We start from the raw sequence: 26,731 nt of genomic DNA on the forward strand, positions 1-26,731 counted from the left end.
ACCTCATATAAGCTTGTAACTTATCAACATGAAAACTCAATTTTTTGAGGAGGAGGTTCTATTCTATGAACTTCAGAAAAAATAAAGTGTTGTTTCTCTTCATCCTACCCGGATTCTTACTGTATTCAATATTTTTTATTTATCCAACATTTAATGCATTATTCTATTCGTTTACGAACTGGGACGGTTTAACACCTGATTTTAATTTTGTAGGAGTACAAACTTATATAAATATTTTCACAAACGACTCAATTTTTGCAAAGGCAATGACAAATAACATTAAATTTATGTTGTTTGTTGTCATCTTCCAAACGTTATTCTCCTTAATTTTTGCGATGTTTCTAGTGAAAAATTCAAAACGAAATGTTTTTCTTCGTGCTCTATACTTTTTCCCTACGATTCTATCTTCAGTATCAGTAGCATTTATATGGTCATTTGTTTATGATCCAAGTCTAGGTATGCTGAATAACTTTTTAGAAAAACTGAGCTTGGGTATGTTAACGCAAAACTGGTTAGGAGACCAAAATATAGCCATTTTTTCAATTGCGGTTGTACAAGTTTGGTTTCATACTGGACAGATGCTCATTGTATTTATTGCAGGGCTCCAAAACATACCGGAGGATCTTTATGAAGTAGCGAAAATAGAAGGAGCAAATCGTTGGCAGAAGTTCCGAAATGTCACATGGCCATTATTGGCCCCATCTGCAACGATCGTTGTGGCCTATACAACAATACAATCTTTCAAAGCCTTTGATTTAATCTATACGATGACACGTGGAGGTCCAAATTATTCAACAGAGATTTTAGCGACACTTATTTATTCAACTGCATTTAGAAGTTTTGAGTTTGGGTATGCTTCTGCTGAATCTGTTGTTTTCATGATAGTTATTGCAACGATTACATTCTTGCAATTCAGGATTTTACGTGCGAATCGTGTTGACTATTAAAAGCTATAAAGAAACTCTATAAGTACTACTAGAAAGAGGGAGGGGAGAGCATTATGAAGTTAACCAAAGGTGGACTTATCATCTTATACGCACTCCTTGTATTAATACCGGTTGTGTCTATCTTTTTTACAACTTTTAAGTCTACTTCTGAAATGTACGATAATGTATTAGGGCTTCCCAAAAGCTTTGATTTTGGCAACTATGCGAAACTATTTGTTGAAGAATCAATGGGTACATACTTCATTAATAGTGTAATAGTTACGGTATTTTCTGTTGCCATTACCTTATTTTTTGCAAGTCTTATCGCATTTGCTATTACAAGAATGACTGGATGGGTTGGAAATGCTATATTTGCCTTGTTTGCATTAGGAATGATGGTTCCCGCTCAGGTAAATATGATCCCTTTATATTCACTAATTTTTGATCTTGGATTAACTAATAGTCTGTTTGGACTAATTATTGTGAATACGACAGTCACGATGCCTGTTGCCGTATTTATTTTGTCAGGATTTATGAAATCCCTACCGAAATCCTTATTTGAAGCAAGTACAATTGATGGTGCAAATAATTGGCAAATGTACACTAGGATTGCCCTACCTTTGTCATTACCGTCTCTATCTGCTACAGCGATATTCTTATTTGTAATGGTATGGAACGACCTTTTATACCCACTATTATTTATAACAGATAAAGATTATAAAACCTTACCACTTGCTTTATTAGAGTTCCAAGGGGAGTACATGACAAATTATCCAATGCTGTTCACCGGTGTCATTATTGCTTCAGCACCAATGGTTATTGCATACGTATTCCTTCAAAGATATTTCATCGCAGGTATGACAGCTGGCTCTGTTAAGGGGTGATTAGTATTTTCATCCTTTGTACAAGAAGAATACTCGAAAATAATTAATAAAAAGAAAGACGGTACAGATACTTCTATTCAGAAGTATCTGTACCGTCTTTTCCTTTTGGTGCCTGTCACTACCCGGAAAATCGAAGGTCTCCTGTTGAATTATAAATCTTACCTTCTCCTTCAATTACACCATTTACATAGTTTCCCTCGTGATATAATTGACCTTTATCGTGATAGGTTTTACCATATGTGGTTCAAGTTGAGCTAAGGGTGCAATCCGCTGTCACCACTAGAATTTTGTCGAAGAATGGTAGGATAATAATTTAGTAGAACATGATAGAATAGAAATGCAACTGAATATTGTGAGGGTGGGTGGTTGTCAGTCTTCTTTCTTCTTTCCGATGAAGGAAAGGAGGTGATAATCATGGAAACATTTCTTGAAATTCTACGAGAAGTTCTGAAGGGGATAGTGCGTGAAATAAGTGCTTACATCTTTCGGAAGAACGTATTAGAACACAAGAAAACCACCCTACGCCGTCGCAAGCAAAAGGGTGGTTCTCAAAAAAATAAATAACTTTTGACAACCATCACCCTGACGGTAGAGGTTGCAGGGAGAAGTGTTAGCGCACTTCTCTTTTTTTATTATATTCTCATTATACATGAAATAAACCTAGAATGAAAGATGGAAGAGAACAGTACGCGCGCTTCATTTGGTTTTAAAAAACAAATTCAACTAATTTTTCTCATTGTATTCCAAAGCAAGTAAATGGGGAATTTGGAAATAGTATATATAATAGCAGATGTGATAAGAGATAATTTCTACCCATTTAAACTAGCACCCATTTGAAAGTTCATATTTTGACTAAATAGACATCAAAAGAAAGGGCCGCATGGAGAGAAGTGATAAATTTCATGAAATGAACATTAAAATAATAAAGAACCTCTTTCCTAGTCAAACACTATAGAAAGAGGTTTCTTAATTAATTATAATTTACTTACCTTGATCCTTCTCTGAACCTTTACCCCATGCTTCAACATTCTTTAAACCTTCAATAGAATCTGAATAAAAGACAGGATCTTTCCCATTTGCTCTCTGCTTCGTATAATCAGTAAGCGCGGAAAATGCGATCTTACCTAATAAAGTAATCGCAATAAGGTTAATAATGGCCATTAGCCCCATAAACATATCTGCTAAATTCCACACGAAGCTTAAAGAAGCTAGTGAACCAAAAGCGACCATGAATACAACAGCAACGCGGTATATATTTACGTATAGACGTTTATTTTTAATAAATTCGATGTTCGACTCTCCGTAATAATAGTTACCAACAATTGAACTGAATGCGAACATAAGAACCATGATGGAAAGGAACATGCCAGCCCATGAACCTAGAGATGTCTCAAGTGCACTTTGTGTTAAGACAATACCATCTGGTTCTTTTGACGTATATAGACCTGATAATAGAATAATAAAAGCAGTTGAACTACAGATGATAAGTGTATCAACAAAAACACCAAGTGATTGGATCAGACCTTGTTTAACAGGGTGACTGACATCAGCTGTAGCGGCAGCATTTGGTGCACTACCCATACCAGCTTCATTCGAAAATAATCCTCGTTTGATTCCGTTCATCATCGCTGCACCTAGAGCTCCACCAGCAGCCTCTTGGAATCCAAACGCGCTTTCGAAAATTAACATAAACACACTAGGAATCTCAGTGATATTTGTAATCATGATAAATAAAGCAACTAAAATATAAGCACCAGCCATGATTGGAACAATAACTTCTGATACTTTTGCAATTCGTTTAATGCCTCCGAAAATAATAATCGCTGTAATGACTGATAAAATGATCGCCATCACAACTTTATCAACACCAAATGATGCATGAAAAGCACTTGTGATTGTATTTGCTTGAACAGAGTTAAAAGCTAAACCGAACGTAAGCGTGATCAATACGGCAAATGTAACACCCATCCATCTAGCATTTAACGCTTTTTCCATGTAATAAGCAGGACCACCACGGAATGTATCGCCATTCTTCACTTTATAAATTTGTGCAAGTGTACTTTCAACAAAAGCAGATGCAGACCCGATTAAGGCAATAAGCCACATCCAAAATACAGCACCAGGTCCACCAGTGGTAATCGCGATCGCCACACCTGCTAGATTACCAGTACCAACACGAGAAGCTGTACTAATACAAAATGCTTGGAAAGAAGAAACACCCTTTTTATTAGCTCTTGCTCCTTCACCTAATAATCGAATCATTTCTCCAAGTAAACGAAATTGGACAAACTTCGTGCGGACAGTAAAATAAAGCCCCAAACCGATCAACATAACGATTAAAACATACGACCATAACAATGTATTTGTACTACCAATGATATTTTCAATAATGTTCATTTATGTACTCCACTCCTAACAATTTATCTAATTTTGTGTTTAATTGTTTAAACACCTATGTTATTTTAGCATAGTTTTTATATAGGTGCCTGTCACGACCCGAAAAATCTTGTTACACATAATGTTTCACAAAGACATAGGAACAAAAAACTGACCCTATATCCCTCAATAAGCAATTTTCCCTAATTACAAAAGGATTCATACAGTCTGCGAATTTCTTCTTTATGAATGGATCCGGATACATATGAAATAAGCGACAAATCCTTAACCTGTTCTAATTCGGAAATTATGCTTCGTTTTCCGCCCTTTAGTTTGATATGTTTCCCCCAGTTCTTGATAGCAAGTTCATACGTTTCTGGATTGTAACAAATCAACTTATGATGATTCATAAATCGTTCCATTAAAGAGGTAACATCTTCAACGGAATAGCCTGATTGACAAGCCATAAGTTTTCTCGATATACGATAGATACCAATTCTATTCACATGTCTGTTCGTAAGAAGATAAAGATAAAAGTATTTTTCCTGTGCTGTCATTTCTAGTATAGGATCATTCCAGATATCAGCATTAACCATTTGATATTCTACCATTTATAATCACTGCCCTTTCCTCTACGTGAAATCTTTTCATAGACTATATAGGCATATATTGCGAGATAGTAGCGTGTGTTTTGTGAAAATGCCGTCCCTACAGGAATTTTTTTGTGAAATATCCTTTTTAAATTAAAAGTAAAATATAGTGTAGACAAAAAGGTGACCACAGGGGCCACCTTTTGTTTTGTTATGTACTATCCTAGTGTTGCTACTTATTTTTTAAGTCAAACCTTATCTACCCCATACAGTAACAAAACACCTACCCCATTCTTAAAAATAATGTTTCACTAAGGGTAGTAGATTATATACAGAGCAATCGCATGGAGCAGATAGTATTGGTGAAGCAGAGGAACATCATTATTTAGCTATCGTATACGTAGGGGGAGGGACGATAAGGGTTACCACCCAGATCTTGTCGAAGGTCTATAGATTGTTAGACTGCATATTTCTTTCAAAAGTACGTATTAGAAAACAAAAAAACCACCCCGCGCCGTCGGAAGCATAAGGGTGGTTATCGAAGATAATAATTTTTATTCCACAACCAGCACTCTGACGGTGGAGGTTGCAGGGAGAAGTGTTAGTAGCAATTCTCTTTTTATAATAGTTATTATACATGTGATAAACAGATGAAAAAAGTAAAAGATTTCTGTTTAGTTTCTTAAGTTTAGGGACGTTATATAAAGAAGGAACTCAAGACTTTTTCCTCATACATCACATCCTAACTCCCAACCTTATCCCCATACTTACACTCAATCATCTTAATAAAAGGCTCTACAAAATGCGGATCAAATTGCTGTCCAGAGCATTTACGTAACTCAAAAATCGCCTCTGAAAAATTCTTCGTTCTTTGATAAGGTCGTTCCGTTGTCATCGCATCAAAGGAATCGATTACACATAAAATTCGAGCGAGCTTAGGAATGTGCTCTCCTTTTAATCCATACGGATAGCCTTTTCCATTGTAGTGTTCATGGTGAAGCTCAACTAATGGAAGCAAATCATCATATTTTTTAGTCGAGCCTAGAATTTCTTTTCCATAGGTCACATGCTTTTTCATCATTTCCCATTCATGGGCTTCTAGCTTGCTTTTTTTGTTGATGATGTCACGGGGGATTTCTAATTTTCCAATGTCATGAATAAGAGCGCCTAGAACTAACCGACGTTTTTCTTCCTCGCTCAGTTGTAAAACCTCGCTCATGTCTACAGCGTAGTGAAAAACGCGTTTACTATGCTGATACGTATAAATATCTTTTGATAAGAAAATTTCTAATTGTTTTTCTAATGAATCTACTTCTTGTTTGTATTGTAAACATTCTTGATAAACCAAGCCTTCTTTATATACTTGGCAATTATTTTTACCTTCTGCTTTTGCATAATATAGTGCTCGGTCAGCCTTTGATAGAAGTTCAGATGAGCCATATGTTCCTGTTTCGTATTGTGCAATACCTGCTGAAAAAGAGAGACACCCTAGAGGCAGACATTCTGTTCCTTTAAAGGGTGTATCATTATATTCCTTACGTATTTTGTTAATAAACGACAGTGCTTTGATTTGTGTGGTGTTCGGCATGATGATGCCAAACTCTTCTCCACCGTATCTGGCAGCTGTATAGGGCAGGTCTTTAACTTTTTGTGATAAGAAATCTCCAAAGAATTCAAGAAGCTCATCACCTTGAATATGTCCGTTACTATCATTGAATCTTTTAAAGTCATCAAGATCAAGAAGTGCAATACAAAAGGTATCATTATCAGCATTATTAATGATTTCATCTAGCTCTAGCTTAAAGTATCCATGATTATATAAACCAGTCAAAAAGTCTCTTCTTGCTTTAATTTCTTCATTTTTATATAAAGAGAGAAGCTTACTAAAAGCAAAGGAAAAGGTAATTGACAGTGACATGAATAAAAACATCCCGAATATTGGTTCACTTTGTACCAAAATCATGAGTACCAGAGAAAGGACCAAGGTGCATAAGTATCCAGTAAATGCTTCTTTTAAACCATCTTCAGTAAACATGCCTTTTAAGACAGAATTAATTGAAGCTTTTGACGCAAAAACATAAAACAGCCACATGATGAAAACATTTAAAAAGAAGTAAACTGTTAATGAAATAAAATAAGCCCAAAGTTTTGAAATATCAAGGCTACCTATTTCTCCACCAGTTAATAGAAACACATAGTACGCACTAATAATCATAATTGAATAGTTGGCTATATTAAATAAATGCTTCCACCAAGCAAGATCATAACGAATTAAAAAGTAGATTAAGCTACTTAGCAGTAAAACCATTAGGGGAATATTCAAACCAAATAGGAAAATACAAGCTAAATAAATAGCTGAATCCATTGATAATGAATTTCCTGTAAGAGGGAGGATAATTTTAAAGTGATTTAAGAGAAGAATCGCTCCGATAACAGTATAGATTAATACCCAATTTGACAGTTCACCTACCTGTAGAGGAACATGGAGAGCAAAGAGTAGTGTACTTAATCCTACTATAAATAAGACATAAAGATTTTTACTATTTAGTACCAATATAATCACACTCACAACATACGTATTTCCAGGGAGAGAAATAATCTCCCCCTATAGTTCGATCAATCAAATTTCCAACCAGATGTTAAAGCGATAATTGCTGAACCAAGGATAACAAGATTAAAAATGATATTTTTAGTTTTCGGCTTCATTATAAATTCACCTCCTTTAAATAACTGTTTCTGGATTTATGCTTTTCTTTTTTTGTACCATAATCGATTGAATGGATAGAAACGCACCGATATTCATAATCACATCACCGATACTAATGATTTGTTCTCTTGGATAAGGTGCTTTTAATGGGATAATATCACCTAAAAAAGAGAGGATGGTACTGTCATTCATGAGTGCATGCTTCGCATATAAACTATCTTTTGTAGTTTCAAGATAATATGGATCAAGCAGCAATGCAGCTTCATATGAAACAGGCATTCTCCCACCATTTAATAGCATGACAATAAAATTAAGAAGAACACCGAAAAAGATAAACTTGAAATGCGAGTGATGACGGTTAATCCATAGAAAGGTTAAGCCAATAACATACACAGCCATAAATGAGAAAGAACTAATTTCTCCGATCCAACTAATCTTATTTTGTAGAGAGAATATAAATAATTGAAACAACAGCAGTGCCGGAAAAACCCAGCCCATCTTAAACTTTATATCTGCAAAGCCTTTTAAACTACCACCACGAAGAAACCCAATTACAAGTGCTAATAAAATACCGTCATAAACCATTATGTGATCTTCCTCCAGCTTTCAAATGCAACAAATACTTACAAAATATCACAATTTTCTGTTTTCATTATAATCTATCAATCTGTAATTATACTAGTTAAATTTCACAATTGGGGCTTTTGGCATTCGATTGAGGTGGGAAGGGTAGGTCTTATAACCTAGAGGGGTGCCTGTCACTACCCGAAAAATCTTGTTACACACAATGTTTCACAAAGGTTTGGCATCTTTTGGGGGATGCGAAGAAAGTAGGTAGCGTGGATTATTTGAAATACCAAAAGGGCTTGTTCAACTTCTACATTTTCGACATTATATAGAAGGTATTTCATGAGTAATCAAAAATATGGAGAAGAAGAGTGGTAGAAGAACTATGATCATGTATTTATGCTTTAAATATGTATGTTAACTGCTCCTTTTGAATTTAATTAAGTTTCATCGGTTAAACTATGTAGAAATTAGGGTACAGTCCATTGATGCGATATAGTATCATGATCCTTTCCTTTGTAATAATAGGACTTATAAGCCTTTGTGAAACCAAATCTATACTTTTTAGCATGCGATAGTTTTTCTAAAAAATACTTGCCAGAAAGAGGTGCAACGTGACATATCTTATCTTGTTAATAGGATTCGCTCTTTTAATTAAAGGAGCTGATTATTTTGTCGAAGGTGCTTCGAAAATAGCTCAAACGCTAAGAGTTTCCCCAATGTTAATTGGCTTGACAATTGTAGCCTTTGGAACAAGCGCTCCAGAAGCATCAGTTAGTTTTATTGCTGCTCTAGAAGGAAACAGTGATGTAGCAATTGGAAATGTTGTTGGTAGTAACGTTTTTAATGTTACTTTCATTTTAGGACTTACAGCCATTGTATTTCCTCTAACCGTTCAAAGTGACACGATCAGAAAGGAAATCCCATTCGCTTTGTTGGGGGCTATTTCTTTATTGCTCCTAATTAGTGACATGCAGCTTCAGGGCTCAGATATAAATTTGATCACAAGAACCGAGGGTCTTATTTTACTGCTTTTCTTTGCAGTATTTCTTTATTATGTGTTTGAGATGGCAAGAAATAATCGAGCACAGCTAGAAGAAAATCCTACTGAACCAGTAGTAAACCCATCGTGGACGAAAAACCTCATATTTACAATTGGAGGTCTTGTAGGTATTGTATTTGGGGGTAGTCTTGTAGTAGAAAACAGTATCGAAATTGCTCTTTCACTAGGAATGAGTGAAACTCTTGTTGGTTTGACAATAGTTGCTGTGGGTACATCGCTTCCGGAGTTAGTTACTTCAATAACCGCGGCTCTAAAGAAGCAGACTGAGATTGCCTTAGGAAACATTGTAGGTAGCAATATCTTCAATATCTTTTTCATATTGGGAGCTTCAGCAGCTATCCATCCATTAGCTGTTGATCCAAAGATATTTCTAGATATGTGGCTAATGATCTTCGTGACATTCTTATTACTGATTTTATCAAGAACTCACTACAAGATATCAAAAATCGAAGGTGTTCTTTTAGCCATCATCTACATCATTTATCTTGTATTTATCATTTTCCGCAACTAAGGATTATTTCACAAAACAATTAGCTACTTATGTAAAAACGAAGGCAGAAAGGTTTCTGTCTTTTCTTATTTGCTTTTGCATAAACATTTGCAGTCTTTTCTAGATATAGTTTTTTAAAAACGAAAGGGGGGTGGAAAATGAAAAACAAAATTGACTCTATAGTAAAAATAGCTCCAAAAGTATTTCAGCTTATCTTAAATATTTCTCTTATTATTTTAGCTATGATCCTTTCCATACTATTGATACAGGAATTGCTTGCGTTTGGCACTGTTTTATTATCACAGGGAACAAATGACTACAAAGAATTTCTCGCGCGAATTCTCGTTTTCTTCCTATACTTTGAGTTTATTGCCATGATTGTTAAATACTTTAAAGAAGAATATCATTTCCCACTTCGCTATTTCATGTACATAGGTATTACGGCAATGGTAAGGCTGATCATTGTTGATTATGAAAATCCTTTAGATACGCTATTGTATTCACTGGTTATTTTAGTACTCATTATCGGTTACTTTATTATGAATAAAACACCGCGGGAAAGGCCGTGAGTTAAAACTAGTAGATAATAAGGAAAGAAAACAAGTGAAAAAGAAGCATATACAAGGAATTCGTAGTCGTCAAACTGCTAAAAGTAAAAAGAAGCCGGGACATCAAACAACAGTGCCAAAAACAATATGTTCAAAATGCGTAATTCTTTGACATTGCGAAATGGAAAACATGGATCATTTTATGGGTGTAGTAATTATCCGAAATGTTGATTTACGAGTGAAGTTTCGTAAGTAAATAGATCTTGAACGGTATAACAACATTATGATATTAATAAGATAAGATGTTATTTCAGAGAAGATCCTTTTAATTAGGTCTTCTCTTTTTGCGTGCCTGTCACTACCCGAAATATGTCGAAGAATGATAGAAATTAAATGAAGAGATTATGGTAATATAAATATTGATTTTATCGTATTTTGACCTTTTTTCTGTTAAATTTGGGTGTTATTTTAACTTGTTTTTCTGAATAAGGTTTTCTTACACAAGGGAGTCACAATTTCCTGTAACCGATGAAATTATTAATACATAAAGTGTTTATTATTTAGTTAATATTGGAGGTGTGTGAAAATATGTCGAATCATCCAAACTACCATGGGTTTTTACATAACTTTGCTCCAAAAATGGACAAGGTTTTAGATAAGTTTCGAACGGAATCTACTCGAGAAGATATTAAATCTAATTGGTTTCTTGATTTAATGCTACTAATGGTGAAAGATTTGAAGAAATTTTATAAACCAATTTCGAAGATAGGAAATATGAAAGTGGCAAACTTAACTAGTCTTCCATTAATCGGAGGAGTGCTTGCTGCAACATCGTCCTGGTTCTTACAATTACATTGGATGTGGTTACTAGTAATTGGAATAACAGTCTTTATTCTTAGTTTGTTGTGTTTAATTCCTTCATATAAAGATAAGATGCTTAATATTTATCACCCTTATTTTCATTTACCGGCATATAAAAGATTTAGACCGATAGAATTCGAATTACTTAACCATTCTGTTTTGGACAAGCATTTTTCATACACTGGATTAACACAGTACGTTAACAGTGTCTTGACGAGACAGCATGAGGATTCAAAAGTAGTTGAGATAATTACACAGCAATATAATGAACAAAAAGAGGAATATAAAAATCGTATTCAAATACTCGAAGAAAAGGAAATGGAGATTGTCAATAAATACAAATCAGAAGTTGAAACATTAAATGATGAGGTGGAGTGGTCAGAGACAGTTGTTACATACTTGGTAGAGTTCATCCAAGAAATTTATGTAATCATGCATCGTATAGCTTCTGGTGCGTTTGATTATTCTGATCTAAAACTTATTTCAGGATTTACAATTTTTCAGAAGGAAAGTAACGGTTTAAGACGAATTGCTGATATAGGAACTACTGGTCAAACACCAAGTTTTATATATCTTAATAAAATTTATCATAATCCTTGGGTTCAAACGGTAGTAGATGCAGCTAGAGGTAAGAAGAATATGGAATTACGAAATAATCAACCAAGGGAAGGATATGAAGTAGTTTCATTTAGGTTTTATTTGGGTAAAAGTAAAAAGACGTGGATTTTTTCCTTGCAAATACATGAATCTACTAATCCAAGAGCTTCTCAGCTAGCATTATCAGATGATATAATAGATAAAACAGTCATGTATGAAATGCTTTATGGCTTATGTATGATACTTGATAATAAACTAGAAGAAGAAAAGCAAATGAAGGGAGCTGGGACCAATGACAGTACAAAAACGAATGAATAAGGATACAAATGGTAGTGTTGTACTCCGCTCTAGATCCCAATCAGAAATCATTGCAACCCGTCGCAAGGCAAGACGAGCTAGAATTAATGCAGTACACAGCGAAGTAAACCACATTCTAAATCAAAATAATGATTTAACTTCCTCAATAACAGTGAGAAATAATACCGGAAAACAAAATAGATATGATTTATATAATTCAGCAATAAAAGAAGTAGCAGTTGCTACAGAAGAATAAACTTAAGCTCTAATAGATGTTTTCTATTAGGGCTTTTTATTATCTATTGTCATAAATTACTATTATTGACTTACAGAAAAATTATTGGAGAGGTTGACTTCTTAATTAAAGGTATAAAAGATTAATAGTTTGGACATACTTGCTAGTAAAAAGGCAAGGGAGAGTATGTAAGTGAGTAAAAAAGTAGTTAACATTAATTCTAAATCTAAAATATTAAAGAGCCGCTCTCAAAGTGAAATTATTGCAGAGCGGAGAAAAAAAAGAAAAGAGAGATTAGACTCGTTATTAAAAAGGGATAATCGTTAAGGAGGGACATGGTGATAGGAACTATGTTCTTTTTTATTTAGATGGAGAACAAATTTAAAGAGAAGAACCTTCTAAATAGGTCTTCTCTTTTTTTGATGAAGAAATAGGAAGTTGATTTAAGTAGATAAGGGGTAGTTATAATTCTTTGGTGCAAAGAAATGTATCTAGTAAGTTATTTCAGATGCCTTGCACATACTTTGTAATAATAAAATTCTACAAAATAGAGTCATTCTACCTATATTCATTTCTAATTTCATTACTGGAGACTTATGGAAGTTAAATGGTAATTATAGTAATATTTACATAGCGATAAATGGGTTTTATTGAATTCATTTCAATTTTAAAAATAAAATTAGTTACATAAGTTAACTCAATAATGAGGTGAAATGATGAATTCGGATCAAGTAAGAGCATTGGCCAGAGTGTTTCAGGAATCTTCTGAAACAGTTAAATTTGATGAAATGAAATTAAAGCAAAGCATACATACAAACACAGAGAAATGGACCGGAGAAGCAAGAAACAAATTTGATTCACTTCTTGATGAGGCAGCCGTCTTATTCCAAAGACATTCAGATAATCTTTATACCATCAGCAAAGAATTGGAAAGCGCAGCTTATGAAGTGGACCGAGTAAGAGAAGAGATTGAAAGACAAAGAGAATTAGAGCGACTTGCTTGTATGAGGGATGATTAACATTCCATCGTTAAGTACGATATTAATAACTCTAACGTTGAAAGGAGCAATCAATGAGGAATGGTAATGATAAGTCTAATAGGGAAAATATGAACAAAAAGAAGCCTGTGAATGATGGTTGTGTCTTACCTGGATGTGTGGATTTTTTTTTACTACCTTTACAGATTATAATTTTAGGTCACCACTTTATTAATAGTATTTAGAAGGAATAGATTTCTATTTTACAAAGCTTTAAGTAGATATAAAAGGAAGTGATAATATGGGAGATAAAATATCAGTAGATCCAAATAGATTAGAGGATTTAGCTAATGAGTTCGTCGTTCATTTAACAAACATTGAAGAGGAGTACAAAAGTCTTCATATGGAGCTTGTAAACCTAATCAGCAGTGCTCCAGCAGAATATCGTCATTGTTTTTATCAAGTAGGTGATCCATGGGGGACGGGTAATAGATTAACAGACCTTCTAAGTGAAATGGAAATCGACCTCCGAATGACAGCAAATAAATTTGCCGAAGCGGATAACTTAGTCGGCAAACTTTATAAACTGTATGAGAAATATGGAGCTTTAACATCGATGAGTGCTTTAGTATCAAAACAGTTAACGTTTTATGGGCTAGGTTTTACGCAATTTGCAAAGAACGCTGATGGGTTATTTACATATAATCATATGGGTGCCCTTCAGAAATTATCAGATACGGTTGATAATTCTAAATTTCGTACTGTTGCTAGAGGAATTTTAAGCCCAAGTTTTTTAATGAAAAAGTATAGGAATACTCCATTTGATGACTTAGTTCACAGAAAAGTGGCTAAATATCTTCCAGATGATGTTGTTAAGTTCACTGATAGTTCAAAGGCTATGCTTAAAGGAATTCAGTATAGAGAACTTGATTCAACAAAGTTTAAATCATTTGTGCAAACTGGAACGAAATTTGCAAAAACAAATGCTGTTAGTGCTGTATTAGTGACTGGAGCAGTTGAAATGGGTGGAATGGGACTGAAAATTTCAGAGAATTATGCCAAGTACGGAAATAATACTGATATTTTAAAACGTGAAAATGCCAAAGCTGTGGGAAATGCAGTGAATAAGACAGTCGCTGTTTCTGGAGGTTCCATAGCTGGAGCTGTAGTTGGAGGGGCATTATTAAGTTTTCTTGGTCCAATAGGGACTGTTGCAGGAGCTACAGTAGGATCTTTTTTAGGAGGAGTTGTTGGAGAACAGGCTGCTAAACTTACGGCAGGAATTGCAGAGAAAGCAGCTATAGTTTTTAAAGATCCGATACATGATGGGCTTGAAATGATTAGAGGTGGCTTAGAGAAAGCTGGAGCAGTTGTTGAGGGGGTTAATAAAGGCATTAATTCTGTTAATGATCAAATTAAAAGTACAATTGAAGATCCAATAGGTAAGATGCAAGAAATTGGTAAAGGAATCTCAAAAGCAAAGGATACAGCGAATTCTCTTTTCGATGGAGCCAAAGATTATCTTGAGGATAAATTATCATTCTTATAAGGAGGACTTATGAATACCATTAAATTAAGTATAGACGAGTTAATCTTCTCATTTTATAGTGAAGGGCTATTTGAACAAGGAATAGCTATCAAGGAGACATATTTTCCGGAGTTGCAGGATTCAGAGCTTAAATTAATGTTAGAATTTGCTTCTAGATCTTTATTAGCTAAAGATATGATAAAGGAAGTTCAGAATCAATATAAATTAAAAGATGAATTTACTAACTTTATTCATACATTAAATTACGCTGAAAGAACCGTGAAGGCTTCTAGGCATCAAGCTGACCTAAATGGTGAAGAAAGTATTTCTTTTCATTTTAAAAATGGGGATGTTTATTTACATAAAGTATTGTTTGACAATCAAGTACATTTTATTTCTAAGCTTACAATTGAAGAAACTTTTTCTGTTATAAGTAGTTTTTACGGGATCCAAATATCAGAAAATAGTGGGGAATATTTTCGATTGAGGAGTGAAGAATTTGAGGAACTGTTAGGGGATGTAAGTCAATACAATTCTTTATCAGAATCTATTGCCCATAAATGGATAAACGAAAAAGGATTCTCTAATCGTTCACTAGATTTCTTAAATGATCTTTCTAATAGAAAGGGTAAAATGGATAGTTTATTGAGCTTAGAGTATGACTCAGATAATAAACCCAATTTAATAGATCTATCTTTTATTATTCCCGGTAAAACTGAATGTTGGCTAGTTATACGAGAACAAAATCTTGATCTTAGTATTCAAGTAGTGAATAAATTATCTATTAATAAACTATTTTTAAATAATAAGTTTGTTTCAGCATAGGAGGTACCTTTATGTTAAATCTTGGGATTGAGAAAGAAGATATTATAAAAATAAAAGGGTCAAAGTTTATGTACGGTTGGATATTTCTAGCTTTAATCGGAGGAGTTGCTGCATGTATATTCTTGGTTATACATGGTTTGAAATTCAACTCGAGTTATTCACTTTTTTACCTTGGTGGAGGTATTACTTGTTTGCCCTTTTTTCTTTACATAACCCTCTGGACACTTCCAGGTTTTATACCAGGAAAGACTCTGTTAACGATTGTTCGAGGGGAGAATGGATCTATTGAATCAAAGAAAGGTAAAGTTAGTATAAAGAATATACGTAATATTGATCTGGTGAGAAACCCATTTAATTTGATAAATGATATTGTTATCGAAACCTTCGATAACAGAGTGATAAAAATTCGAACATACAATCTTTTGGATGACCTTTTATATCAAATGACGGTTGACAAGTATATTTATCCATATATGGCTGAAAACTCAAAGAAGGTTTGGGATCGTAAGGTAAATTTGGATGAACTCAAGGAAACAGCTAAATATGAAAGAGTTGAGCAGAAGACTTAAATCGGCGTGCCTGTCACGATCCGGTTTTTGTCGAATAAACTTGATTTAAGAAGACTTTCATCCACTACAGATAGATGATTAAGTTTGATCGTCTCAGGGGAATACAACTTTAAGCTTAGTATCTAAAGAGCTACAGATTCATTTGTATACACTAATACTAACTTGGAGGAGATATGTCATTTATTAGACGTAAAAAAATAGATGAATCAATTAAAATAAAAGGATCAAAGTTTATGTACGGTTGGATGGCCACATTTGTTTTAGGTGGATTGTTGGGCTGTTTATTTTTAATAGTTGAAGGATTTTCATACGAATCAAATTACTCGTTGATTTATCTTTCTGGAGGAATCATTTTCTTTCCTATTTTTCTATATTTAACACTTTGGTCACTTCCAGGTTTTATCCCCGGAAAGATCTTGTTAACAATTGATCAAGGTGAGAACGGTACGATAAAGTCGAAGAAAGGTACAGTGTATTTTAAGAATATCCGTAATATTGACTTAGTGAGAAATCCGTTCAACTTGATTAACGATGTTACCATAGAAACCTTCGATAACAAAGTTATTAAAATTCGTACATACAATCTAATAGATGACCTTGCATACCAAATGATGGTTGATAAGTATATTTATCCATATATGACAGATGATTCAAAAAAAGTATGGGATCGTAAGGTAGACCTAGTTAAATTGAAGGAGATAGCTAAATATGAGAGAGTTGAACAGAAAATTTAATTTAAACCGTCTGCCTGTCACTACTTAGATCTAGATAGCTGATTTAAGAAAACTTCAATTTACTACATATAGATTATTTTGTTTTTTAATATAATTAGCAATGTCTAAGGTGTATCAACCTTGACCTGAATTTCAAAAGAGCAAATGAGTTACACATAAAAATACATATGTTTACAAACAGGTCTTTTTTAATTAAGGAGGTATATCATTTGCTAAAAGTTAAAAAAGAAAATGAATTTATCCATATAAAAGGATCGAGGTTCATGTATGTTTGGATGTTCTTAGCTACTGTTGGTTTCTTGATCGTTTGCTCTGCCTTAATCATAAATGGTTTGAAATTTGATTCTAAGTATTCCTTATTTTACCTAGCTGGTGGATTGGTTTTCACTCCTTTCTATCTCTATCTAACTCTGTGGTCACTACCAGGTCTCATCCCAGGTAAGACCTTGCTAAGGATTGTCCAGGGTGAGAACGGTTCAATAGTATCAAAAAAAGGTACAGTATCTATTACCAATATCCGTAATATCGATCTAGTGAGAAATCCACTGAATTTGATAAATGATATTGTCATTGAAACCTTTGAAAATAAAAAGGTTAAAATTCGAACATTTAATATTTTAGATGAATTAGATTATCAGGTAATGGTTGATCAATATATTTACCCTTATATGACAGAAAATACTAAGAAAGTATGGGATCGTAAGGTTAACTTAGATTTGTTGTTAAAGGAAGTCAGGTATGAACGGCAGGAGCAGAAGATTAATTAACGTTTTTTACTTTCTCTATCACTTAGGTACATTTCATATGACATATTTTCATGATTTTATTCTAAGATCTTTTTCAAACGTCAGCGAATAGAAAAAGAAAATGCTAAGCTGATTATTCAAATGGCATTAAATGTTATTTTCAGTTTATGGGGGATTACCGTTTGTTAAACGTAAAGAAAATAGATGAAACAATTAAAATAAAAGGTTCCAAGTTTATGTACGGATGGATGATCTTATTTTATTTAGGTGGATTGTTAGGTTGTTTATTTTTAATAGTTGAAGGATTTTCATTCGAATCAAATTATTCGTTGATTTATCTTTCTGGAGGAATCATGTTTTTTCCGATTTTTCTATACTTAACTTCTTGGTCTCTTCCAGCCTTTATCCCAGGAAAGATATTGTTAACGATTGTTCAAGGAAAGAACGGCACAATAAATTCAAAAAAAGGTACAGTTTTTATTTCAAATATCCGTAATATTGATCTAGTGAGAAATCCGCTAAATTTAATCAATGATATTATCATTGAAACGTTCGATAGTAAAAAGATTAAAATCCGAACATATAATCTTATTGATGAACTAGATTATCAGGTAATGGTTGACCAATATATTTTTCCTTATATGACAGAAAATACAAAGGAAGTGTGGGATCGGAAAGTTAATTTAGATTTATTGTTAAAGGAAGTAAGGTATGAGCGGCAGGAGCGGCAGGAGCGAAAAATAAATTAATCCCCCATTTTGCTTATACTAGTCACTGATGTGATGAAAAACTCTACAACTATTCCTATGTTTTATCTTTAGAGATCTATAGGTGAGACACTAATATTATCAATTCATTTTGGCAACAAATTGGCTCAAATAATATCATTGCTGCTATAACTGAAAAATTACATTCTAGGATTCTATTAGTGAAGTTATAGAATGACCTTAAAGGTAATTTTAAAACCCCTTTCTATCAGCATAAGGAGGTACACATTTTGTTAGATGCTAAGATAGAAAATGAAATGATCAATATAAAAGGTTCTAAATTTATGTATGTGTGGATGCTTCTTGCTACTTTAGGTTTTTTAATGGGTTGTTGTATCTTAATTATAAACGGTTTGAAATTTGATTCAAGTTACTCTTTACTTTACCTAGGTGGTGGAATAATCTTCACTCCTTTCTACCTTTATATAACTCTTTGGTCACTACCAGGTTTTATTCCAGGGAAAATCCTGTTAACGATTATTCGAGGCGAGAATGGGTCGATTAAATCATAGAAAGGTAAAGTTAATATAAGGAATATACGTAATATCGATCTGGTGAGAAACCCGTTTAATTTGATTAATGATATTGTTATCGAAACCTTCGATAACAGGTTTATTAAAATTCGTACATACAATCTTATTAATGACCTAGCCTACCAAATGATGGTTGATCAATATATCTACCCATATATGACAGAAAATTCAAAACAGGTATGGGATCGTAAGGTGGATCTGGTTAGATTGAAGGAAGTAGCTAGATATGAAAGAGCTGAGCAGAACCTATAAGTAATCTGAAACAGTGTACCTTTCTAGTTTTGGTTAATTTGACTTTATTGTTAAAGGAAATAAATTATAAACGTCCAGAGTAAAAGATCAATTCTTGTATGTAAGTATTGTCATAGGGTATAAGGAGGTTCTTTATGTTAAACGTTTATAGTGAGAGTGAAAATGTAATCCATGTAAAAGGGTCAAAGTTCATGTACGGTTGGATACTGCTAGCTTTAAATGGAGGAGTGTTTGCTTGTTTGTTAATTACACACGGCTTGAAATTTGATTCAAGTTATTCTCTTATTTATCTTGGTGGAGGTATTATGTGCCTGCCCTTTTTTCTTTATATAACATTTTGGACCCTCCCAGGCTTTATTCCTGGGAAAATTCTGCTAACAATTTATCAAGGAGAGAACGGCACAATAAAATCAAAAAAAGACATAGTTTATTTTAAGAATATCCGAAATATCGATATAGTAAGAAATCCGTTTAACTTAATTAATGATGTGATCATTGACACCTTCGATAATAAAACAATCAAAATTTGGACTTATAACCTTCTAGATGAACTAGCTTTCCAGGTATTAGTAGATCAATATATTTATCCATATATGACAGAAAACTCTAGAAATGTATGGGATCGCAAGTTAGATCTGGTTAAACTAAAGGAAATTACAAAATATGAAAGAGTTTAATTTGGTGCCTGATTTGGTGCCTGTCACCACCCGGATTTTGTCGAATGGTTTTCGACATATATCGGGGCGTGACAGGCACCTTATCTGGCACCTTATCTATCTGTTATCCTCAGAAATTTCCGCGGCTACTGCGATGGCAAAGCCGATAGCTAGTGAGAGACCCATAACAACAAGTGTCATGCGAAATTCTCCTTTCTTTTGTGAGGTTTTGTGAAGTATTTCGTATATTTGTTAAGGTAATTTTTGATATAAGGATCTAATCCAATTCTGCCAGCATTTCCAGCTAGAAGAATGATAAACACATGTATAATTAACATTTGTAAATCCAATGTAGCTTGAAATGTCATCAAAAAGGAGAAGTTCATTAAAGCTCCCATTAAAGCAGAAAAGCGTGTGAATACTCCTAATAAAAGGGCAATGCCTACACTAAATTCACCTACAGTTACTAAAGCTTCAAAAAGATTAGTATTTGGTAAAACAAATATCCTCATAAAGCCTGCCCACCATGAAGGGAGGGACCCACTGTTCACCTGAGATTCTAACATTGATCCGATACTAAAATCGTATATAACCTTATTTTCAGCATTAGACAACCACATATAACTTAAATAAATTCTTACAATAACAAAAGTCGATGCGATAAACAAACTATTTTTTAGAAACTTTTTCATCTAAATACCTCCAAGTATAAATTATTTGTGAATTAGTTCACAAACATAGGTAAAAAAATATTTGTTCCAACGCTAAGTTTGTGAATAAAATCACAAACTAATATAAAAAAATATTGAACTTGAAAAGAAAGGACTAACAATGCTGTTGTATTATCATGTGATGTATTTCACAATATAATGCAAGAAAATACATGAATTATTTTTTATATATTCTATTTATATGATATATCGTTAAATTTTGCAACTTAAAAGACTCAAGGTAATGTTCTATTTTTAAAAAGCAAGGCTATGTTAAAAATTATAATCGTTGTTTTTTAAACGCTTTATTGATTTGAGTGAGTATAAGAGGCTGTTATAAGACTTATGACAACGTGCAATCCCGATAAGTATCCTAGTTAGTTATACCAATCAGTCTCAGGATCGACTTTCCCTTTTTCACTTTCATATTATATGCGTCAATGAATTTAAATTCTAGGTGATTTACCACCACTAGGTTTAACACTATAAAATAAAAACAAAGCCTCGCAGTTTAGGTTTATGGAGCAAGATGAAGTTATTAATCGCTTCTTTATGTAATGCAACTATATCTCAACGAAGTCATGATGATCTGGACAAGTATCTTCTAATGTTAACATTATATTGATTCCATTTTATCCGATAAATTAGAGCATTCAGAAGGTATGCTTATTAACATGAGGAATTAACCAGAACCCTAAAAAATGAAAAAGGCCCTCATGTTCGAGGGCTAGATTAATGAACCCTATCTCATAAGTTCTCCATCAATCTCTTCGCAATTTTTGCATAATCATCTCGATCAATACCTGGAGCAAATTCTTCTGGCAATTCATCTAAATTTGGTATAGGAGCTCCTTTTGGTGTACCTTCTTTTACAATAAGGCGATCACCATTCTCAGGGTTGGATCCTTTCCAAATTTGTCTAATATCAGCATAATCACCAACATCGTTCCAAGTATATAAAACATTTGCTAATCCTTGATCTTCAAACTTTCGTGCATGGTCAAATTTACGATTCGATAAGTCTGGGATTGGAATCATTTTCTTTACGTCTACCCCTGTTGCGATTTCTAACGCTTTGGCATAGGCTAACACATGTGTTCCACCACGGACTAATAAGTACCCAATCATTTCACGGGCAGTTTCATTTTCTGTCATTTCATATACTCTCATTTTGTGTGTGCGAGCTCCAACCTCAAGGAAGAAATTGTGAAGTAGATCAAGCACTAAGTTACCACTATTAAAAACATTGTCTCCACTCCAAGCGCGTCCCATCGAATCACCAGCTAAAGCCGTTTGAGCAGTGGCAATAAATTGATACGTGTTGCGACTATCCTTGCCCTCACGTAAAGGAGTCACATCAGGGTCTCCTGTGTAAAAAGTGTTTCCTCTTGATAGCAAATTAATGGCATTTGTAACAAGCTCTACATGACCAAACTCCTCTGCTGTTATACTTGCTACGAGGTCATAAAAAGGTTTTAACTTATCTTTTCGACGAAAGTTGAATGATTGAAACATATAGTTATTTAAAGTCGACATTTCCCCGAACTTCCCACCTAATAGCTCCTGAACAGCAGCTGCTGCATTGGGATCACCATGTTCTGGAATTGGGAGGTCAATTAACATCCGATTTTCTCGCTTAAACATATGATCTCCTCCTTATCCTCTAGGGATAACCCAAACAATTTGTTGTGTGCGAATAAAAAAAGGTGATCCTCCAGATTCCACGACAATATGATCAGGCATGACTGTTTTAAGTCTTCCTGTTACAGTTCCTTGTGATGTTTGAACAACAACTTTCGATCCTGTAATTCCTTGAAGTGTTTGATAAACATAGGGATCAATATGACTCACAAAAGACGGTGTTTGTTGATTCATGCTGACAGCTCTCCTTTGTTGACAACTTAAACGATTAATTATATGACCTAATAAGTGCAGCTATACTATTAATTTTTTCCGGGCGGTGCCTGTCACCACCCGAAAATTCTTGTTCCACACAATGTTTCACAAAGGGCTTTGTGAGAAGAAACCTATATCACCGTAAATGAACTTTTGCTGTGATGATCTGTTATATAGAGCTAAAAGAAGAATGGTGATTATTGATTTTAAATAAATGTGTGAATTTATTTGAAAATGATTAGCAAAACCTTTTATACCTTCGAAAAGTTAAAATTCTGTACACAAACCGTATACTAATGAAAAGAGAACTACAGAATACAAACTGTAAATGTCAGCATGTTGGTACCTAGGGACAAGAAGGTAAGACCCTTGTCCCATAGCGCAAAAAAAGAACTGATTATTCACTCTTTTATCTTAACTCTCCTTCAAATCCTCACTAGTAATATGTAATCTCAATTTAGTTAACGCATCCCTCCGCCAACCCTTCACAGCTGAAACCGAAACTCCTTCATCATGTGCAATCTCACTAGGTGTAAACCCATAAAGAAAATAACCCTTTAACCATTTCCGTTGATTTACAGTCAATAGAGTGGATATTCCTTCAAACTCTGACTCTGATAAAATATCGAAAAAATCATCATGACTTACTTCCTCTCTAGTAGAAAAATCTTCAAAAAGCTCTTCTTTTTCCTGCTTCACCCGATCTTCCGTAAGAGCAGATTTCATGCGTCCAATGATATAAGAATAAGCATACGACTTAAATTCGCCTTTTTCTTTATCAAAACGTTGTGAAGCCTCCCATAATGCAATACATCCAATTTGATAGAATTCCTGTTTATTTTTATAAATTGATAATCTTTTAATAATATGAAAAATCATTGGTTCAAATTGTTGATGCAGTTCTACAAATCTCACAGCTTGATGCATGCAAGAGTCCTTCTAAGAATGCATTCTTTTGTATTCCGCGGTAAGTTGAGAATAGCAAGCTATGAAAATTGGTGAAACTTACGATAAGAAGGAGATTGAAGGTCATATGGAGGTAATATGGGGCATATTGCATGGGATATGGATGATATTGAAGGAATGTTGACTGTAATATGGACTATATTATGCTTTTTTGATCAATGAGAGTCTTGTTTATTAATCTGGTGTTTTGATCTATGGGTGTTTGACTAAACAAGAACAGAAATAGGTCATAAGGTTGATGTGACAACGTTTACAACAAATATCACTCTATCAAAGTCCTACTTTTTGTCGAGAATTTTCTTTCGTATACCGAACTATTTCCTCTATTTAATGTCTGAATATTCTATTACTATTAACCTTGTATTCTACTACATACATAGAAGGGATGAGCTTATTGAGAAAGGTACTTGGAGGATTACTCGCATTTTTATTGGTTTTAACACTATTCGCACAGGCAGCATATCCTGTTTATGCTACTGAAGCAGCAGAAAACTACGAGGTAATAGATTTAGATACCAGTAGGACTTTATTTTCATTAACTGAAGCTAGAACAGTAGAAGTTCAAGCTGATTTTGGAGAAACTATCGATTTGAGTACTGTAGAATTCCAATTTGGTGGAAAAAGTCTTTCAGAGTGGAAAAAGTGGACAGAAGGGACAAGCTATACGGGAAATCCTTTTATTAAGGTCATTGAAGAACCGCATTATGTAGATGAAACAACAACAATCAAAGCAACTTTAGAATTCGGTCTTCTTTACGATAAAGATAATCTATCAAGCAGAACCATTCGCACCCAATATCAACAATTCATTGGTGAGTATGAATTAGCGTTGGTTGATCATGCTAGTCAAAAAAAGGCAGCACAAACAGTAAAGTTGAATGTATATGATCAATTTCATTTTTATGATGAATTGAAGCCAACGATTGATCAGGTGTTTGAAGAAGCAAAGGGTAAGAATGATCGTTATCTTGAATACCAAAGCTTAGGGAAGTCTGCAGAAGGTCGTGATCTTCATTTTGTTATTTTAGCTAGAGATAAAGCAGCGGTAGATAAATATTTAAATGAAACTCTACCAACTGCATTAGAAAATCCTGATGATTTACTAAAAAAGATAGAAGCTGGAAAAATGGGAGATTACCAGATTCCAGTTTGGATTAATAATATTCATCCAGACGAAGTGGAAGGTATGGATGCACAGATAGAATTATTTAAAAAGTTTTCACTTGAAAACGAAGTAACGTTTAATACAATTGTTGATAACCAAGAGCAGCCTGTTACGTTAAACGTTGATGAAGTGCTTGATGATGTGATTTTTCTTTATATGTTTACGAGTAATCCTGATGGAAGAGTGGCAAACACGAGAGCTAATGCTAATGGCTTTGATTTAAACCGTGATAACCACTACCAAACACAAATTGAAACACAGGAAGTAACACAGGAAATTGCAAAGTGGACACCACTTTCATTTCTTGATATGCATGGATATGTGAGTGGATTCTTAATCGAACCAACAACACCACCACATAACCCGAACTTTGAGTATGATTTGCTTTATGACAACATGATTGAACAAGCTTACGCCATGGGAGACGCGGGAATCAGTAATTCAGCTTACGATTCATACGAAATTCCAGCACTTGATTATGGTGAAGGCTGGGATGATATGACTCCTGCTTATACAGCCATGTATGCAATGCTTCATGGATCATTGGGTCATACAATTGAAACACCAGCACTAAGCCAAAATGGTTTTGACGCAATGTATGGAACAGGTCTTGGCGCAACACTTTATGTTACAGAAAATAAAGATAAGTTATATAAAAATCAACTTGAAATTTTTAAGCGTGGAATAAATGGTGAAGACGATCGTGCTGTTGATGAGTATTTTGTTAATGCAGCAGGAGATTCGATCGGTCGATCAAGAGGAGAAAATGAAAGCTTCTTTCCTGAATATTACGTGATTCCAGTTGATGATAAACAACAGAAAAATGCAGTGGAAGCAACGAAAATGGTGCAATACTTGCTTCGCAACGGAGTGGAAGTAGAGCAAACGACTAAAGCAGCGAAAGTGGATGGAACTACTTATCCTAAGGGAACATATATCGTACCTATGAATCAAGCAAAACGTGGTCTTGCAAATGCGATGCTGTACAAAGGTGACGATGTATCAGACTGGAGTGCCATGTACGATCCTATCGTAGTTAACTTCCCAGATTTACGAGGGTTTACTATTAATGAAGTTCGTGTGGAAAATGCTTTTGCTAAACTTTCTAAAGAAGTGAAAAATGCTACATTGCCAACAGGTAAAGCTACTGGTAAGGCACCAAAGCAAATTCTTTCTAACACAAATAATGATACAGTAAAACTAGTTAATGAGCTTTTACGAGATGGAAAAGCTGTAGAAAAGGCAGTAGAAACAAAGGGTAAAGTAAATGCCGGTGATTATATTGTTAACACAAAGGATTTAGCACAGTATAAGGATTATTACTACGAAGCTACATCCGCTGGTACAACACAAAATATTAAAACAGAAAAGCTGACACTTCCTAAAGTTGCCGTAACAGGATCAGCGCAACTTAAGTTTTCAATAAAAGAACTAGGCTTTGAATTAGTTGATTCTGCTGCAAATGCAGACGTTATTGTTAGTGATGGTGGTTCGTTTGATGCTAATAGTTTAGTAGGAAAATCATACGTTGGAATTGGGATTTATGCACTAAATGCTGTGAAAAACAGTGGAGTACTACCAGGCTATGAATTTGATTACACAAGCCCTGGTCATGAAGGATTGTTAAAGACAAATGTAAATGAGCATATTTTAACTTCAGGATATGAAGCAGATGAGCTTTTATACACAACAAATGGAGCGTGGATAACATCTGTTCCTAATGAAGCACAAGTGTTAGCAACAGTAAGTAACAGTGACGATTTCTACGTTGCTGGTTGGTGGCCTGGTCATGGAGCTGTTAAAGGTCAAACATTAGCATTCACTCAAAATCTAGCTGATTCAAACATTACATTGTTTGCCAACGATCTTGCTTTTAGAGCACATACACAATCAAGCTACCGCTTATTAGCCAATAGCATCTTCGCCTCAGTTGGCACAGAAGTAGCTAAAAAGGGTAAAGGCTCAGTGAAGAATAAAGGTAACAAGCAAAACAACAAAGTAGGACCATCTTTCTTAGAGAAAGGTAGAGATAGAGAGTAGAAGAATAAGGTGGTGCCTGTCACCACCCGGTTTTTGTCGAATGGTGATAGATTGTTGATCTTCTTTCTGTTTACGAAAGGAGGTGATAATCATCGAAATATTTCTTGAATTTCTAAGAGAGGTTCTGAAGGTTCTGAATAAGTTAAAGTCAGCATAATGTTGCTGGCTTTTTTAGTGTTTTTTCAAAATTTGATAAAAACTTTTAAAGAATTTCAAAACCAACGCT

The 26,731-nt window shown here is 34.2% G+C and carries 25 protein-coding genes and 1 pseudogene; 18 read left to right on the forward strand and 8 right to left on the reverse strand.

What is annotated here, in order from left to right; genetic code table 11:
• The first annotated feature begins 65 nt into the window (after nt 1-65).
• The 3 genes from FS935_RS21155 to FS935_RS23705 all read left to right on the forward strand — a co-directional run bounded on the left by FS935_RS21155 (nt 66) and on the right by FS935_RS23705 (nt 2,374).
• The gene (locus FS935_RS21155) at nt 66-947 is read left to right on the forward strand and encodes a carbohydrate ABC transporter permease (RefSeq protein WP_146950629.1); all 882 of its coding nucleotides are present in this window, start codon (nt 66-68) and stop codon (nt 945-947) included.
• A 53-nt stretch (nt 948-1,000) separates the two neighbouring features.
• Nucleotides 1,001-1,810, forward strand: a complete 810-nt coding sequence (locus tag FS935_RS21160) for a carbohydrate ABC transporter permease (RefSeq protein ID WP_146950630.1) — start codon at nt 1,001-1,003, stop codon at nt 1,808-1,810.
• A gap of 414 nt (nt 1,811-2,224) precedes the next feature.
• Nucleotides 2,225-2,374, forward strand: coding sequence for a hypothetical protein (locus FS935_RS23705; RefSeq protein WP_168714500.1), 150 nt, complete (start codon nt 2,225-2,227; stop codon nt 2,372-2,374).
• A gap of 417 nt (nt 2,375-2,791) precedes the next feature.
• Here the strand turns inward: FS935_RS23705 and FS935_RS21165 are convergent, their stop codons facing one another.
• The 4 genes from FS935_RS21165 to FS935_RS21180 form a co-directional block, all read right to left on the reverse strand.
• Nucleotides 2,792-4,207 carry an alanine/glycine:cation symporter family protein gene (locus tag FS935_RS21165; protein WP_146950631.1) on the reverse strand — a complete coding sequence of 472 codons (1,416 nt, stop codon included), beginning with the start codon at nt 4,205-4,207 and terminating at the stop codon, nt 2,792-2,794.
• A 182-nt stretch (nt 4,208-4,389) separates the two neighbouring features.
• Nucleotides 4,390-4,797 carry a hypothetical protein gene (locus FS935_RS21170; RefSeq protein ID WP_146950632.1) on the reverse strand — a complete coding sequence of 136 codons (408 nt, stop codon included), beginning with the start codon at nt 4,795-4,797 and terminating at the stop codon, nt 4,390-4,392.
• Nucleotides 4,798-5,518: 721 nt separating this feature from the next.
• On the reverse strand, nt 5,519-7,345 hold the full coding sequence (locus tag FS935_RS21175) for a bifunctional diguanylate cyclase/phosphohydrolase (protein ID WP_240050984.1): 1,827 nt from the start codon (nt 7,343-7,345) through the stop codon (nt 5,519-5,521).
• A 153-nt stretch (nt 7,346-7,498) separates the two neighbouring features.
• Nucleotides 7,499-8,068 (reverse strand): DUF5317 domain-containing protein, encoded by a 570-nt coding sequence (locus tag FS935_RS21180; RefSeq protein WP_146950633.1) that lies wholly within the window; start codon nt 8,066-8,068, stop codon nt 7,499-7,501.
• 596 nt (nt 8,069-8,664) lie between these two features.
• Between FS935_RS21180 and FS935_RS21185 the strand changes: the two genes are divergently transcribed.
• The 14 genes and pseudogenes from FS935_RS21185 to FS935_RS21250 all read left to right on the forward strand — a co-directional run bounded on the left by FS935_RS21185 (nt 8,665) and on the right by FS935_RS21250 (nt 19,749).
• Nucleotides 8,665-9,624 (forward strand): calcium/sodium antiporter, encoded by a 960-nt coding sequence (locus tag FS935_RS21185; RefSeq protein ID WP_146950634.1) that lies wholly within the window; start codon nt 8,665-8,667, stop codon nt 9,622-9,624.
• A gap of 137 nt (nt 9,625-9,761) precedes the next feature.
• Nucleotides 9,762-10,172, forward strand: coding sequence for a phosphate-starvation-inducible protein PsiE (gene psiE / locus FS935_RS21190; RefSeq protein ID WP_146950635.1), 411 nt, complete (start codon nt 9,762-9,764; stop codon nt 10,170-10,172).
• A 135-nt stretch (nt 10,173-10,307) separates the two neighbouring features.
• Nucleotides 10,308-10,382, forward strand: a complete 75-nt coding sequence (locus FS935_RS24505; RefSeq protein WP_369127098.1) for a topoisomerase DNA-binding C4 zinc finger domain-containing protein — start codon at nt 10,308-10,310, stop codon at nt 10,380-10,382.
• A gap of 357 nt (nt 10,383-10,739) precedes the next feature.
• On the forward strand, nt 10,740-11,927 hold the full coding sequence (locus FS935_RS21200) for a hypothetical protein (RefSeq protein WP_146950636.1): 1,188 nt from the start codon (nt 10,740-10,742) through the stop codon (nt 11,925-11,927).
• Nucleotides 11,902-12,162, forward strand: a complete 261-nt coding sequence (locus FS935_RS21205) for a hypothetical protein (RefSeq protein ID WP_146950637.1) — start codon at nt 11,902-11,904, stop codon at nt 12,160-12,162. The genes FS935_RS21200 and FS935_RS21205 overlap by 26 nt, the downstream gene beginning before the upstream one ends.
• Before the next feature lie 695 nt (nt 12,163-12,857).
• Nucleotides 12,858-13,160, forward strand: a complete 303-nt coding sequence (locus tag FS935_RS21210; RefSeq protein ID WP_146950638.1) for a WXG100 family type VII secretion target — start codon at nt 12,858-12,860, stop codon at nt 13,158-13,160.
• A gap of 259 nt (nt 13,161-13,419) precedes the next feature.
• The gene (locus tag FS935_RS21215; protein WP_146950639.1) at nt 13,420-14,667 is read left to right on the forward strand and encodes a YfjB-related protein; all 1,248 of its coding nucleotides are present in this window, start codon (nt 13,420-13,422) and stop codon (nt 14,665-14,667) included.
• Nucleotides 14,668-14,676: 9 nt separating this feature from the next.
• Nucleotides 14,677-15,471: a YfjC family protein gene (locus FS935_RS21220; RefSeq protein ID WP_146950640.1), complete on the forward strand. Its 795-nt coding sequence runs from the start codon at nt 14,677-14,679 to the stop codon at nt 15,469-15,471.
• An 11-nt stretch (nt 15,472-15,482) separates the two neighbouring features.
• The gene (locus FS935_RS21225; RefSeq protein ID WP_146950641.1) at nt 15,483-16,040 is read left to right on the forward strand and encodes a DUF5381 family protein; all 558 of its coding nucleotides are present in this window, start codon (nt 15,483-15,485) and stop codon (nt 16,038-16,040) included.
• A gap of 173 nt (nt 16,041-16,213) precedes the next feature.
• Nucleotides 16,214-16,774, forward strand: a complete 561-nt coding sequence (locus FS935_RS21230) for a DUF5381 family protein (protein ID WP_146950642.1) — start codon at nt 16,214-16,216, stop codon at nt 16,772-16,774.
• Nucleotides 16,775-16,983: 209 nt separating this feature from the next.
• On the forward strand, nt 16,984-17,541 hold the full coding sequence (locus FS935_RS21235) for a DUF5381 family protein (protein WP_240050985.1): 558 nt from the start codon (nt 16,984-16,986) through the stop codon (nt 17,539-17,541).
• Nucleotides 17,542-17,702: 161 nt separating this feature from the next.
• Nucleotides 17,703-18,269: a DUF5381 family protein gene (locus FS935_RS21240; protein ID WP_146950644.1), complete on the forward strand. Its 567-nt coding sequence runs from the start codon at nt 17,703-17,705 to the stop codon at nt 18,267-18,269.
• 275 nt (nt 18,270-18,544) lie between these two features.
• Nucleotides 18,545-19,072: pseudogene (locus FS935_RS21245) on the forward strand (DUF5381 family protein).
• Between the two features lie 134 nt (nt 19,073-19,206).
• On the forward strand, nt 19,207-19,749 hold the full coding sequence (locus FS935_RS21250; protein WP_146950645.1) for a DUF5381 family protein: 543 nt from the start codon (nt 19,207-19,209) through the stop codon (nt 19,747-19,749).
• A gap of 176 nt (nt 19,750-19,925) precedes the next feature.
• Here FS935_RS21250 and FS935_RS21255 read toward each other — a convergent pair whose 3' ends face one another.
• The 4 genes from FS935_RS21255 to FS935_RS21270 form a co-directional block, all read right to left on the reverse strand.
• Nucleotides 19,926-20,420 carry a DoxX family protein gene (locus FS935_RS21255; RefSeq protein ID WP_146950646.1) on the reverse strand — a complete coding sequence of 165 codons (495 nt, stop codon included), beginning with the start codon at nt 20,418-20,420 and terminating at the stop codon, nt 19,926-19,928.
• 765 nt (nt 20,421-21,185) lie between these two features.
• Complete coding sequence (locus tag FS935_RS21260) at nt 21,186-22,082, reverse strand: manganese catalase family protein (RefSeq protein WP_146950647.1); 897 nt, start codon at nt 22,080-22,082, stop codon at nt 21,186-21,188.
• Nucleotides 22,083-22,094: 12 nt separating this feature from the next.
• Nucleotides 22,095-22,313: a YuzF family protein gene (locus tag FS935_RS21265; RefSeq protein WP_146950648.1), complete on the reverse strand. Its 219-nt coding sequence runs from the start codon at nt 22,311-22,313 to the stop codon at nt 22,095-22,097.
• Nucleotides 22,314-22,748: 435 nt separating this feature from the next.
• On the reverse strand, nt 22,749-23,261 hold the full coding sequence (locus FS935_RS21270; protein WP_146950649.1) for a sigma-70 family RNA polymerase sigma factor: 513 nt from the start codon (nt 23,259-23,261) through the stop codon (nt 22,749-22,751).
• A gap of 433 nt (nt 23,262-23,694) precedes the next feature.
• Between FS935_RS21270 and FS935_RS21275 the strand changes: the two genes are divergently transcribed.
• Nucleotides 23,695-26,505 carry a M14 family metallopeptidase gene (locus FS935_RS21275; RefSeq protein WP_240050986.1) on the forward strand — a complete coding sequence of 937 codons (2,811 nt, stop codon included), beginning with the start codon at nt 23,695-23,697 and terminating at the stop codon, nt 26,503-26,505.
• Nucleotides 26,506-26,731: the final 226 nt, after the last annotated feature.

This window comes from Metabacillus litoralis (genome assembly GCF_007994985.1).
In the GTDB taxonomy this organism is placed as follows: domain Bacteria; phylum Bacillota; class Bacilli; order Bacillales; family Bacillaceae; genus Metabacillus; species Metabacillus litoralis.

Excerpts from the sequence above, each read along its gene's own strand:
- FS935_RS21230 (WP_146950642.1), top strand. The coding sequence starts at position 16,214 with ATGTCATTTATTAGACGTAAAAAAATAGATGAATCAATTAAAATAAAA.
- FS935_RS21210 (WP_146950638.1), top strand. The coding sequence starts at position 12,858 with ATGAATTCGGATCAAGTAAGAGCATTGGCCAGAGTGTTTCAGGAATCT.
- FS935_RS21155 (WP_146950629.1), top strand. The coding sequence starts at position 66 with ATGAACTTCAGAAAAAATAAAGTGTTGTTTCTCTTCATCCTACCCGGA.
- FS935_RS21160 (WP_146950630.1), top strand. The coding sequence starts at position 1,001 with ATGAAGTTAACCAAAGGTGGACTTATCATCTTATACGCACTCCTTGTA.
- FS935_RS21265 (WP_146950648.1), bottom strand. The coding sequence starts at position 22,313 with ATGAATCAACAAACACCGTCTTTTGTGAGTCATATTGATCCCTATGTT.
- FS935_RS21220 (WP_146950640.1), top strand. The coding sequence starts at position 14,677 with ATGAATACCATTAAATTAAGTATAGACGAGTTAATCTTCTCATTTTAT.
- FS935_RS21260 (WP_146950647.1), bottom strand. The coding sequence starts at position 22,082 with ATGTTTAAGCGAGAAAATCGGATGTTAATTGACCTCCCAATTCCAGAA.
- FS935_RS21225 (WP_146950641.1), top strand. The coding sequence starts at position 15,483 with ATGTTAAATCTTGGGATTGAGAAAGAAGATATTATAAAAATAAAAGGG.
- FS935_RS21180 (WP_146950633.1), bottom strand. The coding sequence starts at position 8,068 with ATGGTTTATGACGGTATTTTATTAGCACTTGTAATTGGGTTTCTTCGT.
- FS935_RS23705 (WP_168714500.1), top strand. The coding sequence starts at position 2,225 with ATGGAAACATTTCTTGAAATTCTACGAGAAGTTCTGAAGGGGATAGTG.
- FS935_RS21200 (WP_146950636.1), top strand. The coding sequence starts at position 10,740 with ATGTCGAATCATCCAAACTACCATGGGTTTTTACATAACTTTGCTCCA.
- FS935_RS21205 (WP_146950637.1), top strand. The coding sequence starts at position 11,902 with ATGACAGTACAAAAACGAATGAATAAGGATACAAATGGTAGTGTTGTA.
- FS935_RS21250 (WP_146950645.1), top strand. The coding sequence starts at position 19,207 with ATGTTAAACGTTTATAGTGAGAGTGAAAATGTAATCCATGTAAAAGGG.
- FS935_RS21215 (WP_146950639.1), top strand. The coding sequence starts at position 13,420 with ATGGGAGATAAAATATCAGTAGATCCAAATAGATTAGAGGATTTAGCT.
- FS935_RS21165 (WP_146950631.1), bottom strand. The coding sequence starts at position 4,207 with ATGAACATTATTGAAAATATCATTGGTAGTACAAATACATTGTTATGG.
- FS935_RS21270 (WP_146950649.1), bottom strand. The coding sequence starts at position 23,261 with ATGCATCAAGCTGTGAGATTTGTAGAACTGCATCAACAATTTGAACCA.
- FS935_RS21170 (WP_146950632.1), bottom strand. The coding sequence starts at position 4,797 with ATGGTAGAATATCAAATGGTTAATGCTGATATCTGGAATGATCCTATA.
- psiE (WP_146950635.1), top strand. The coding sequence starts at position 9,762 with ATGAAAAACAAAATTGACTCTATAGTAAAAATAGCTCCAAAAGTATTT.
- FS935_RS21255 (WP_146950646.1), bottom strand. The coding sequence starts at position 20,420 with ATGAAAAAGTTTCTAAAAAATAGTTTGTTTATCGCATCGACTTTTGTT.